The organism is Amycolatopsis coloradensis (genome assembly GCF_037997115.1).
GTDB lineage: Bacteria > Actinomycetota > Actinomycetes > Mycobacteriales > Pseudonocardiaceae > Amycolatopsis > Amycolatopsis coloradensis_A.
The window spans coordinates 68,265-80,813 of sequence record NZ_CP150484.1 but is presented as its reverse complement, the minus strand read 5'-3'; the positions used below and the strand labels follow the sequence as shown (position 1 = coordinate 80,813).

Genomic DNA, 12,549 nt, shown 5'->3' with positions numbered 1-12,549 from the left:
TGGACATTCTCCGGAAATGGCGTCCACGGCCCGTTCTTGACACCTCAACGGCGTATGGAAATCCTAGTATTCATGGATTCAAACGGTCTGTCCACTCACTTGAACGTGGAAACGCTGCATGGATCGCTCACCGATCCGGCCATCTCGTCGATGAATCTGCTCAACGAACTGATCGACGAATACCCTGTGGCCATTTCCATGGCGGCAGGACGGCCGTACGAAGAGTTCTTCGACATCCGCCTCATTCATGAGTACATCGACGCCTATTGCGCGCATCTGCGCGAAGATCGAAAACTGGACGAGGCGGGGGTGACCCGCACGCTCTTCCAATACGGCACCACCAAGGGCGTCATCGCCGATCTCATCGCCAGGAACATCGCCGAAGACGAGAACATCGACGCCGCCCCGGAATCCGTCGTCGTCACCGTCGGCGCGCAGGAGGCCATGTTCCTGGTCCTGCGTACCCTGCGCGCGGGCGACCGGGACGTGCTGCTCGCGCCCGCCCCCACCTACGTCGGGCTGACCGGGGCCGCGCTGCTCACCGACACCCCGGTATGGCCGGTGCGCTCGACCGAAAACGGCATCGACCCGGACGACCTCGTCCTCCAGCTGAAGCGCGCCGACGAGCAGGGCAAGCGGGTGCGGGCCTGCTACGTGACCCCCAACTTCGCCAATCCCACCGGCACCAGCATGGATCTGCCTTCGCGCCACCGTCTCCTCGACGTCGCCGAGCAGAACGGGATCCTGCTCCTGGAGGACAACGCGTACGGGCTTTTCGGGTCCGAGCGGCTGCCGTCGTTGAAGTCCCTCGACCGGTCGGGCTCCGTGGTCTACATCGGTTCCTTCGCCAAGACCGGCATGCCCGGCGCCCGCGTCGGCTTCGCGGTGGCGGATCAGCGGATGGCCGACGGCGGCCTGTACGCCGATCAGCTTTCGAAGCTCAAGGGCATGCTCACGGTGAACACCTCGCCGATCGCCCAAGCCGTGATCGCCGGGAAACTGCTGCTCAACGACTTCAGCCTCACCAAGGCCAACGCGCGGGAAATCGCCATCTACCAGCGCAATCTGCAGCTGACGCTGGGCGAACTCGACCGCAGGCTCGGATCGTGCGCCGGCGTCAGCTGGAACACCCCGACCGGAGGATTCTTCGTCACCGTCACGGTCCCGTTCGTCGTCGACGACGAACTGCTGGAAATCGCCGCTCGCGACCACGGCGTGCTGTTCACCCCGATGCACCACTTCTACGGTGGCAAGGGCGGATTCCACCAGCTCCGGTTGTCGATCAGCCTGCTCACTCCGGAACTGATCGAAGAAGGCGTCGCGCGGCTCGCCGCGCTCATCAGGCCGCGGCTTCCCTGAGGTCGCGCTGGTAGGTGAAGGCCCCCATCCCTCGGTTCGGGATGGGGGCCTTTCTTGCTTTTCGGGGAGGCGGCGGGTGTTGCGACCGGCCTCAGAAGTACGTGAAGGCCCCCTTCATTGCGTCTAGCGCAGTGAAGGGGGCCTTCACGTACTTCGAAATGAGCTGCCATGGCGCGCAGGGGACCCCGATCGGGGGCCAGGTTGCGTGTCCCTATGCCCCCACACCGCCGCCCTTACCCGGTCACGGCTTAGTACCGGTCACCAGCGCGTGCTCGAACGGCAGTTCCACCGAGCGGACGTCGACGCAACCCACCGACTTGAGCCACGCCGAGGCCTCGGCCTGCGGCCAGGCCATCCCGCGTCCAGTGGCGAGGATGTTGAGGTACAAAGAAAGCCGCGCGGAAAGCGGCCCGCCGGTCTCGTCGTCCGCGGCCGCGAAGCCGTAGATCGAGATCTTCCCGCCGGACGGCAGCACCTCGTAGGCCTTGGCCAGCAGCATGACGGACTGCTCGGCCGTGAAGGTGTCGAGCACATGACTGAACAGGGCGTGGTCGGGGCCGTCGGGGAACGCGTCGGTCAGCAGGTCGGCCGGGTGCAGGGTGAGCCTGTCGGTGACCTCGGCGGGCACGCGCTGTTCGGCCAGCTCCACGCTGCTCGGCAGGTCGAGCAGCGTGGCCTTGAGGCCGGGGTTGGCCTTCAGCAGGGCCGCCGCCGTGGTGCCGTCGCCGCCGCCGACGTCGAGCAGGTGCCGCGACGACTTCACGTCGATGTGCTCCAGCAGCCCCGGCATCGTCTGCAGCGAGAACGCCGACATCGCCGTGTAGAAGATCCGCGCCTTCTCCGGGTCGTTGCCGAGCCGCGCGTACAGCGTGTCCCCCGGGCCGTCGAGGGCGTCGAGGGCCTCGTTGGTGCCGGCGCGCAGCGCGGAGGTCATCCGGGCGAACGCCGGGTAGTAGATGGTCTTCCAGCTGAGCAGGATGTGCTGCCAGCTCTCCGGTCCGCTCGTGGCGAGCAGTTCGGTAGCGACCGGGTGGTTCACATAGTCGACGCCCCGCTTCTCGATCAGGCCCGTGGTGGTCAGGGCGAGCATCAGCACCCGGAGCTTGTGCGGCTCCAGCCCGGTGAACTCACCGAGTGCCGCCGCGTCGGCGCCGCCGCGCTCTTCCAGGAAGTCGAAGATGTCCAGCTCGATACCGGACACCACCGCGTTGAACAGGGCGGGACCGTTGGCGATCAGCTGGAAACGACGGTGAACCTCGGTGGAGTCGAGCGATTCCTGCATCGGCAGATTTCCTTTCCGGCCGGCGGAGACTTCCGCAGACGTTGAGAACGACACCGGCCCGCCTCAGAAGGAGCCGGACGCCGGTCCGGCATTGGCGTCGAAAGAGCTGCCGGAGTAATCGGGATGGAGTACGGAGAAGGCATAGGTGGCGGGCGCGGCGATCATCGCCGCGACACCGAGGACGAGAGCGGCGGTGACCAAGGATTTCGACGCGTTCCCACGCATTCGGGCCACGATCAGTACGACGAGGGCGGCCACCCCGATCACGAGCGTGCCCCATTTCGCCCACGGCAGGAAGTTCGGGTAATGGGACCACAGCCAGGCGCCCCAAGCCAGCTCCGCCGCGATGGCGATCGGAAGGATCCAGCCCTGCCTGCCACCGTTGTGGTACGCCCGCCAGAAGGTGACGACGCCGAGCGCGGAAAGCGCCGCGATCGCAGGGGCGAGAGAGGCCACGTACGCGGTGTGCGCGACGGCGCTCGCGCTGAACACGAAGAGGAAGGTCACCAGCCAGACGCCCCACATCACCAGCCCGCCGCGCACCGGATCGGTGCGCTCGGCGCGGCGCCACCACCAGAGCCCGCACAGCAGGGACAACAAAGCGAGCGGGAACAACCAGGCGATCGCGACGCCGAGGTGACCGTCGAGCAGTTTGGTCGCCCCCATCGGATCCGCCCGTGTCTCCATTTTGGACTCGTCCGGCTGCGGACCGCCAGGACCGAGAGGCTGGCCGCCTTCGGCCTTCGGGCCGAAGTCCCCGTTCTGTTCGTCCTGGTGCTTGGTCCCGAAGTTCCCGTTCTCGTCCAGCCCCTGGCCACCGCCGGGGCCTTGCGGATCCCCGGGACCACCCTCCGGCCCGCCGGGGCCGTCACCCGGACCACCCTGGGGACCACCGGGACCACCAGGGAAGTCGCCAGGTCCGCCACCGGGACCACCCGGGCCGAGCGACGGAAGGCCACCGCGGCCGTTGGGGTCCTCGGCGCCGGGCAGGTGGATGCCGACGCGGCCGAGACCGTTGTAGCCGAACACCATGGCGAACGCGCTGTTGTTCGTGGTGCCGCTGATATGCGGCCGCGAGCTGTCCGGAGTGAAGGTGTAGAGCGCGATCCACGACAGCGACACCGCCAGCGTCACCACACCGGCGAGCGCCAGGTGCTTCGCCCGGCGGCGCAGCTCGACCGGGGCGGTCAACAGGTAGCCGATCGCCAGCGCGGGCAGGATCATCCACGCCTGCACCATTTTCGCCTGGAAGCCGATACCGACCCAGACACCGGCCCAGACCAGCGACCGGAGCCGCGCCTCGAGAACGGCGCGCTGATAGGCGTCGACGGCCAGCACCAGGCACAGGGTGAGCAGGCCGTCCTGCATGCTGTGCCCGAACATGGACGCGAGGACGGGGGTGAGGGTGAAGATGCCCGCGGCGAGCAGGCCGGGCACCACGCCCGCCCAGCGCCGCACGACCCGGTACAGCACCAGTACCGAGATCACGCCCTCGATCACCTGCGGCAGCGCCAGCGACCATTCGTGGTAGCCGAAGATCTTGGCCGAGATGGCCTGCGGCGCGAACGATCCGGCGAGTTTGTCGAGCGTGTACGTCGCCCCCGGGTCGACGGTGCCGTAGAAGAACGCCTTCCAGCTCTCGGACATGCTCTTGGCCGTGTCCGAGTACAGCGGCGCGAAGTCGACCCTCGGCAGGTTCCAGGCGTAGAGCACCAAGGCCACGAAGGCGATGCCCAGCAGCGCCGGCCGGGCCCACCGCGGCTGATCGGCGGGTGAGCGCCAGAACGCCCAGCGGCCGCGCACCCCCTCGGGCGCGGGGTCCAATGACGGTGACGGCAGATGGGTGAGTGTTGCGGACACTCCGGTACCTCGCTTAACCGTTGTTGTCGTCGAGGAGAACGGGCCAGGTGGTTTCGCCGAATCCGCCCCGCGGCGAGTTCTTCCGCGCGTGCTCGTCCAGCCTTGCGAACAGATTCTTGTTCCTGCCGTTGAGCATCGTCAGCTGGGAAGAATAGCACTCGACCGCTTCTTGTTTCCGTTTCCAAGTCTCCGTGGTGGCGGACTCGAATTCGGAAGTGCCGAGCCGGAAACCGGCGGGGAGTTCGATCGTTCCCGGTTTGAACATCGAATAGGGAAGGTCTTCCCACAGCCGTATCGGAACGTTCTTCGCGCGCGCGGCGGACAAGGCGGCCTCACGGGTGGCCAGGTTGTCGGGATGGTCGACGACGGCCGCGCACGTGACGATCAGCGTCGGCTCGAACTCCGCGACGATCGCCTCGATGTCTTCCCTGATCTCATCGACGAGACCGTCATCGGCCGGTGAATCCTGGGCCACCGCGAGCTTTTGCCCGCCCTCCACGTGATCCGTGAGCCACCGGCCGTCCGGCAGCCTCCGGTAGATTGAGTCGAGGAACCGGCCGTGCCGGTACGCCAGCCCCAAGTGGGCGAGCGCGGCGATGTCCTCGTTCCGGCGATGAAGCGGCGCGTCGTCCTCCGGGGAAAGACCCCAGACCGCGTGCATTCGCTCCGCCGCCGCGGAATAGGGAGGCGGAGCCGTTCCGGCGAAGACCGTGTTGACGAGTACCTCCGCGCCGTCCCGCGCCGCTTGGGCGAGGCTCGCGCCGAGAGAAAGGACCGCGTCGTCCAAATGGGGGGATATCGCCAGCAGCCGGGTCGCGCCGGGGCCTGGAAGCATGGTGCCGATTTTGGTTACCGCCTTGTCGCGCTTCAACTGGTGAGCCTGGACAGAGCCTGCGGCTCGTGAGTGGTGAGGACGGTTGGAACCGANCGCGCTGGAGGCACGCCCGGAACGGCTGACGGTGATCAATGGAACCGTCCTCACCACTCACGAGCTCAACACGTAACCGCGGCGCGCACGAGTTCCGCGGCCATCGTCGTCCCGTCGGTGCGGATCGTGCCGGCGACGGTTTTCGCGCGCGCCGACGTTTCCGGGGCCAGCGCCGTGACGAGCGCGGCGGAAAGCGAATCGACCGTCGGGTTCGGGCCGTCGTGTGCCACCCCGATGCCCCGTTCGGCCACCTTGGCGGCGAAATGCGGGTGATCCGCGATCTGCGGGACCACGATCTGCGGGACCCCCGCCAGCGCCGCCACATGCGTCGTACCGGTGCCTCCGTGATGGACGGCGGCGGCCACCCGGCCGAACAGCGCGCGCAGGTTCTCCTCGCCGACGGCCAGGCAGTCGGCGCCGTCGTCGGGCAGCGTCAAACCGGCCCAGCCGTGGGAAAGGATCACCCGGCGCCCCTGGGCGCGGATCGCCTCGACGGCCACCTTCGCGATGTCGACGGGGGCAGGCGAGCAGCCGAAACCGACGTACACGGGCGGCGTGCCGGCCGCGAGGAATGCCTCCAGCTCCACGGAAAGCGGACGATCGTCGGGCTCGACCCAAGCGCCGGTCTGGACACCGCCGTCCGCCGGTGCCAGCAGCGGGTCCGCCGCCAGGAAGGGCTTGTCGGTGGTGCTGAAGTCGTACAGGTTCTTCACCGGCGGGAGACCGATCGCGGCACGCAGCTCGTTGAGCGCGCCGCCGAACATCCCGTCGGCGCCGTTGTTGTACATGCCCCGGTGTTCGGGCGACGGCACGAGCACCGGCGAGGGAACGACGTAGAAGTACGGGATACCCAGCTTCTCGGCCACCGAACGGACACCGATCGCGCCCGACAGCAGGCCGGTCGCCACCACCGCGTCACAGCCTTCGGCGGCCGCCGGGATCTTGTCGAACTGCTCGGCGATCCCCGCGATCGCGGCCTCGGGCGATTCGGGCGGCCCGCCCAGCTTGCCCGCCTCTTCGAGCACGGGCTTGCCGACGACGACGTGCGGCACGCCGACCTCGGCCAGCCGTCCGGTGTAGTCGGGAGGCGCGCACATCCGCACCTCGTCACCTTGCTCGCGCAACCGCAATGCCAGTGCCACCAGCGGTTCGACCTCGCCGCGGGTTCCGTACGACCAAAACAACACGCGCATTTCGTATCCCCTGGTGTACTTCAGCGCCGGACCGCGGCGATGCCGACCGTGGCGTAGTTGATGGTGAACGACCCACCGATTTCGTCGATGGCCGAGCCGAGATACGCCAGGAACCGGGCGCGCGCGTCCTCCGCGAGGTGGTTGAGCCCGCCCTGCGTCGGGATCTGGTCCAGCCATTCGTCACGCGTGCAGACCCGCGACCACTCGAAGCGCAGTTCCTCCGGGTCGCTGAACACGCCGGTCCGGAGGATGCCTTCGGCGGCCTTCACGTACTGCTTGGCGTAGATCCGCTCGACGTACTCTTCGACGTCTTCCTCTTCGTCCTCTTTGGACGGTGGCTCGAACTTCACGTCCGGCATGGCGTGCCGGTAGGCCTCCCCCTGCGCCGCCATGACGGCCTCCGGGAGTTCGAAACCGTTGTCGAACAACGCGATCAGCCCGTGGGGGGCGAGCACCTCCGCCACCTTGGCCGCGCCCGCGAACGGGTCCACCCAGTGCCAGGCGGTCCCCGAGGTGACCGCGTCGAAGGTGCGGCCCGCCGGGTCCCAGTCCTCGAACTTGGCGACCTCGACGTCCAGCCCCCGCCTGCGGGCGACCTCCGCCATCCGCGCGTCCGGCTCGACGCCGAGCACCGTGCAGCCCGCCGCCTGGAACGGGCGGGAGGAAAGTCCGGTGCCGCAGCCGACGTCGACGAAGTTCTTGCCGGGGCTCATCGAGACGATCCGGTCGACCAGTGCGTCGGGATAGGTGGGCCGGGCGCGGTCGTACCGTTCGGCGTCGGCGCCGAACCACTGCGCCATCTGCCGGTTCTCGTGCGGTTCTGCAGCCAGATCGGACATTTTCCTCACCCTGGTCGATTTCGGGATGGTCAGACGGAAACGCGGCCGACCGCGGCGCGCAGCCGGTCGGCGGCCACGGTCGTCCCGTCGGTGCGGATCGAGCCCGCGACGGCCGCGGCGCGCGCCCGGGTCTCCGGGGACAGCGCCGTCGCGAGCGCGGCGGACAGCGAATCGAACGTCGGGGCCGGGCCGAACTCCTCGAACGCCACGCCGATGCCCAGCGCGGCCACCTGTTCGGCGAAGTACGGCTGGTCGGTGATCTGGGGCAGCACGACCTGCGGGATACCCGCCCGCGCGGCCGCGGTCGTCGTGCCTCCGCCGGCGTGGTGGACGACGGCGGCGACGCGGCCGAACAGCGCCTGGAGATTCACCTCGCCGACGGCGAAACAGTCGGCTCCGTCGTCGGGGAGGGCCATGTCCGCCCAGCCCCGCGAGAGGACCACCCGGTGCCCCTGCGCGCGGATCGCCTCCACAGCCAGCTTCACCGTGTCCGCGATTTCGGGCGTGCTGCCGAAACCGACGTACACCGGCGGCGGACCGGCGGCCAGGAAGGCCTCCAGGCCGGCGGGAAGCGGGCGCTCATCGGGCAGGATCCACGCGCCGGTCTGCACGGCGCCGAGTTCGGGCCGGGGCGGGGCCAGCACCGGATCCGCCGCCATCCAAGGCTGCTCGGTGAAGCCGTACTCGACGAGGTTCTCCACCGGCGGCAGGCCGAGCGCCGAGCGACGGCCGTTGAGCGCGTCCGCGTATCGCCGGGAGAAGACATCGTTGTAGAAGTCCCACAGCGCCCGGTTGTCGTCCATGGCCTCCTCGGGCGGCCGTCCGTCGCCCCGCGACAGGGGCGGCGGGTAGTACGGCGACGGCAGATAGATCGGGCAGTAGGCGGCGTAGAAGTACGGGATGCCCAGGCTTTCGGCCACCGACCGCACACCGATGGCGGCGGACAGGACGCCGGTCGCCAGCACCACGTCACAGCCCTCGGCGGCCGCCGGGACCGCGTCGAACTGCTCGGCGAGCTCGTCGGCGGGGCGCCTCGGTTCCGGCCCTTCCGTCATCCCCGCCATCATGGCGCGCAACGACTGACCGACCGGGACGAACGGAACGGCGAACTCGGCCAGCCGTTCCCCGGTGTCCGGCGGCGCGCACACGCGCACCTCGGTGCCGAGTTCCCGCAACCGCACCGCCAGCGCGACCACCGGTTCGACGTCTCCACGGAGTCCGGTCGTCGACAACAACACACGCATTTCGTCTCCCAGGGGTTCAGACGGAAACGCGGTCGACCGCGTCGAGGAGGAATTTCGCGGCCACGGCGGCCCCGTCGGTGCGGACCGTGCCCGCCACGGCCGTCGCCCGTTCCCGGGTTTCGGGGGCGAGTGCCGTCTCGAGCGCGGCCGAAAGGGATTCAAAGGTCGGGGTCGGGCCGTCGTGCGCCACGCCGATGCCCAATTCGGCCACCCGGCCGGCGAAGTACGGCTGGTCCGCGATCTGCGGGACCACGACCTGCGGGACACCCGCCCGGGTGGCCGTGGTCGTCGTGCCCGCGCCGCCGTGATGGACGGCGGCGGCCACCCGGCCGAACAGGAGCTGCTGGTTGCCCTCTCCCGCGGCGAAGCAGTCGCTCCGGTCGTCGATCAGCGCGAGGTCGGCCCAGCCACGGGAAATGATCACCCGGCGGCTGTGGGCCCGCACCGCCTCGATGGCGACCTTGGCGGCCTCGTCGGGGGCGCGCATGCTGCCGAAACCGACGTACACCGGCGGCGGACCGGCGGCGAGGAACGCCTCCAGCTCCGGGGAAAGCGGCCGCTCGTCGGGCAGTGTCCAAGCGCCGGTCTGGACGACGTCGAGATCCGTCGGCTGGAGCGGGGCGAGGGACGCGTCGGCCGCCAACAGGGGGTGATCGGTGAAGCCGTAGCCGAAGACGTCCTCGACCGGCGGCAGACCGATCGCGACCCGCTGGCTGTTCAGCGGCTCGCCGAAGCGTTTGAGCGCGCTCCGGCTGTTGCGCTCCCACAGCGCCCGGTTGTCGGCCCCTTCCGGCGCGGGAGGTTCGCCGAGCGGAGGTGGCGGCGCGTAATGCGGCGACGGGATGAAGCGCGGGCAGTAGAAGCCGTAGAAGTACGGGATGCCCAGCTTCTCCGCCACCGACCGGACGGCGACCGCGGTGGCCAGCATCCCGGTCGTCACCACGACGTCACAGCCCTCGGCGGCCGCCGGGACCTCGGCGAACTGGACGGCCATCGCCTCGGCCGAAAGCCGCGGCCCGTCCTCGGGAGACGGCGGCTTGGTCCCCTTGATCGCGGTCCTGGTCGACTGTCCGACCGGCACCAGCGGGACACCGACCTCGGCCAGCCGCTCGGAGGAGTCCGGTGGCGCGCACATCCGCACCTCGGCGCCCGCCTCCCGCAGCCGCACCGCCAAGGCCACCAGTGGTTCGACGTCCCCTCGGCTTCCGGACGTCGCCAGCAACACGCGCTTCACGTAGTTCCCCGTTCTCTGCGATTCCGGCCGGTTCAGGCGGGAACCGACGGCTTTTCCCGGCTGACCGCGGCACGCAGCAGGTCCACGGCGACCGTGGTCCCGTCGGCGCGGATCGTGTCGGCCACGGCGGTCGCCTTGGCCTTGGTCTCCGGGGCCAGCGCCGTGGTGAGCGCGGCGGACATGGCTTCGAAGGTCGGGGCCGGCCCTTCGAGGGCGACCCCGATCCCCAGCTCGGCGACCCGGTCGGAGTAGTACTGCTGGCCGACGATCGACCGCACGATGATCTGCGGGGAACCCGCACGGGTGGCGATGTGGGTCGTGCCCGTGCCGTCGTGGTGGATGGAGACGGCGACCCTCCGGAACAGCTCCTGGAGGTTCACCTCGTCGACGGCGAAGCAGTCGTCCTCGTCCTCGGGCAGATCCAAACCGGCCCAGCCACGGGAAAGGATCACCCGGTGTCCCTTCGCGCGGATGGCCTCGATGGCCACCTTCGCCGCGTCGGCGGTGCCGGACGAGCTGCCGAAACCGACGTACACCGGCGGCGGGCCGGCGGCGAGAAACGCTTCCAGGTCGGTGGGAAGAGGCCGCTCGTCGGGAAGGATCCACGCGCCGGTCTGCACGGCCTCGTGCCGCGGCTCCAGCGGCGCGAGGATCGGATCCGCTGCCAGCAAAGGCTTTTCGGTGGAGCAGTAGTCGAAGAGGTCCTTCACCGGCGCCAGGCCGATCTCGGCCCGCTTGGCGTTGAGCGCGTCACCGAACAGGCCGTCGGCACCCTGGTTGTACATCTCCCGCTGCGGCGCATCGAGGTGGCTCGGCAGGTGAATCGGGCACAAAGCGACGTAGTAGTAAGGAATTCCGAGCTTCTCGGCCACCGACCGCACGGCGACGGCGCCGGACAGCAGACCGGTCGCGACCACGACGTCGCAGCCTTCGGCGACGGCGGGCATCTGGTCGAACTGGTCGGCGATCCCGGCGGCGGCGAGTTCGGGATCCCGGCCTCCGTCGTCGTTCATCCCGCGGTCCGGCCGGGCGACCGGTACCAGCGGCACGTCGATCTCGGCCAGCCGCTCCGCGCTGTCCGGCGGCGCGCACACCCGCACCTGGGCGCCGGATTCCTTCAGCCGCGCGGCCAACGCCACCAGCGGTTCGACGTCCCCGCGTGATCCACACGCCCACAACAACACGCGCATTTCGCTTCCCTTCTACCAGGCGACCGGCAACTGATCCGGGCAGTCGATGAACGCGTTCCGGAGGGTGACCTCATCGTTGGACACCGCCAGGCGCAGCCCGGGGAATCGCTGCCACAGGGACTGATAAGCCATGCGCAGCACCGACCTCGCCACTGCGGCGCCGATGCAGTAATGGATGCCGTGCCCGAATCCGACGTCCGAAACCGGAGGGCGCCTCGCGTCGAGGACGTTCGGGTTCGGCGTCAGCGCTTCGTCCCGGTTGGCCATCAGGATCGAGCAGAGGACGTAATCCCCCGCCTTGATCAGCTGTCCGCCGACGACGACGTCCCTGAGCGCCATCCGCGGATTCGGCTGCTGCACGGGAGAGAGATAACGCAGCAATTCGTTGACGACGCGATCCGCCTCTTCACGGCCTTCGAAGAGCATCTGCTTCTGGTCGGGGTGATCCAGGAGCGCGAGCACGCCGAACCCCAGCATTCCCGCGACGGTCTCGACGCCACCGAGGAGCAGCGCCGTGCACAGGCCCTTCAGCTCGTCGTCGGTGACGTTGTCCCCGTGCTCACGTACGAGCATGCCGAGGAAGCCGTCGTCGGGATCCTCGCGCTGACGGGTGATGAGACCGAGCAGATACCGGTTGAACGCCGCGCTGTCGGCCGCCCTCGCCTTGAATCCCCGGCTGAGGTCGACGTTGCGCCGGATGCGACGGATGAACTCGTTGCGGTCGTCGCGCGGGATGCCGAGCAGTTCACAAAGGACACCGCCGCCCACCGGGTCGGCGAAAAGTCCTTGTACGTCAGCGGGTGGGCCTTCGGCCTCGACCTCGTCGAGACGTTCGTCGATGAGTTCCTGGATCGCGGGTTCCAGCCGCCGGATCCGCCGGACGGTGAACTCCGGGGTCAGCATCCGCCGCAACCGCGTGTGCTCGGGCGGGTCGTAGGTCGAGATCTGGCCGACGAACTGCGGCGCCATGGGCACGTCTTCGCCGTTGGTCGTCCGTTCCGCCTCCGCCTCGGTGAGCCGGGGCCGCGTCGTGAAGTTCTCGTGGTCGCCGAGGATCTTGCGCACGACGTCGTAGCCGAGCGCCTGCCAGACGTAGCCCTTGCCGAGCTGGGTGGACGCGTCCCCGAGAATCCGGACCAGCGGGCCCCTCTCCCGCAACGTGAACATGTCCTCGTGCGGATCGCAGTGCGTCCTCATCATGTAGTTCGCCGTCGGCTCCACGGCCGGCGCGACCTCGTCGATTGCGTGCTCCATACCGAGTGGAAGCTCCTTCGGTGACCAGGAAATGCGGTCCGGCCGTATGCCGCGCCGCAATCTTCATCCGCGATCGGGCGGGACGTCCAGCGCCGCCATGGACGTCGGGCGCGTGGGCGATGGGTCAAGGTGGTCGTGAGTGGTAAGTGTCGTTAGAACGTCACTT

The 12,549-nt window shown here is 69.0% G+C and carries 10 protein-coding genes; 1 reads left to right on the top strand and 9 read right to left on the bottom strand.

Features of this window, described 5'->3' with window-relative positions:
- Positions 1-72: 72 nt before the first annotated feature.
- Positions 73-1,359, top strand: coding sequence for a PLP-dependent aminotransferase family protein (locus tag LCL61_RS00240; RefSeq protein WP_340684958.1), 1,287 nt, complete (start codon positions 73-75; stop codon positions 1,357-1,359).
- A gap of 241 nt (positions 1,360-1,600) precedes the next feature.
- On the opposite strand, the gene LCL61_RS00235 is transcribed toward LCL61_RS00240, so the two are convergent.
- The 9 genes from LCL61_RS00235 to LCL61_RS00195 all read right to left on the bottom strand — a co-directional run bounded on the left by LCL61_RS00235 (position 1,601) and on the right by LCL61_RS00195 (position 12,383).
- Positions 1,601-2,641, bottom strand: coding sequence for a methyltransferase (locus LCL61_RS00235; protein WP_340684957.1), 1,041 nt, complete (start codon positions 2,639-2,641; stop codon positions 1,601-1,603).
- A gap of 63 nt (positions 2,642-2,704) precedes the next feature.
- Positions 2,705-4,501 (bottom strand): glycosyltransferase family 39 protein, encoded by a 1,797-nt coding sequence (locus LCL61_RS00230; protein ID WP_340684956.1) that lies wholly within the window; start codon positions 4,499-4,501, stop codon positions 2,705-2,707.
- A gap of 13 nt (positions 4,502-4,514) precedes the next feature.
- Complete coding sequence (locus tag LCL61_RS00225; protein WP_340684955.1) at positions 4,515-5,336, bottom strand: PIG-L family deacetylase; 822 nt, start codon at positions 5,334-5,336, stop codon at positions 4,515-4,517.
- Between the two features lie 158 nt (positions 5,337-5,494).
- A complete protein-coding gene (locus tag LCL61_RS00220; protein WP_340684954.1) occupies positions 5,495-6,622 on the bottom strand; it encodes a glycosyltransferase in 1,128 nt (375 codons plus the stop codon).
- Positions 6,623-6,642: 20 nt separating this feature from the next.
- Positions 6,643-7,422, bottom strand: a complete 780-nt coding sequence (locus LCL61_RS00215; RefSeq protein ID WP_425342020.1) for a class I SAM-dependent methyltransferase — start codon at positions 7,420-7,422, stop codon at positions 6,643-6,645.
- A gap of 68 nt (positions 7,423-7,490) precedes the next feature.
- Complete coding sequence (locus LCL61_RS00210) at positions 7,491-8,705, bottom strand: glycosyltransferase (protein ID WP_340684952.1); 1,215 nt, start codon at positions 8,703-8,705, stop codon at positions 7,491-7,493.
- Positions 8,706-8,721: 16 nt separating this feature from the next.
- The gene (locus LCL61_RS00205; protein WP_340684951.1) at positions 8,722-9,939 is read right to left on the bottom strand and encodes a glycosyltransferase; all 1,218 of its coding nucleotides are present in this window, start codon (positions 9,937-9,939) and stop codon (positions 8,722-8,724) included.
- A gap of 32 nt (positions 9,940-9,971) precedes the next feature.
- Positions 9,972-11,129 (bottom strand): glycosyltransferase, encoded by a 1,158-nt coding sequence (locus tag LCL61_RS00200; RefSeq protein ID WP_340684950.1) that lies wholly within the window; start codon positions 11,127-11,129, stop codon positions 9,972-9,974.
- 12 nt (positions 11,130-11,141) lie between these two features.
- Positions 11,142-12,383: a cytochrome P450 gene (locus LCL61_RS00195; protein WP_340684949.1), complete on the bottom strand. Its 1,242-nt coding sequence runs from the start codon at positions 12,381-12,383 to the stop codon at positions 11,142-11,144.
- Positions 12,384-12,549: the final 166 nt, after the last annotated feature.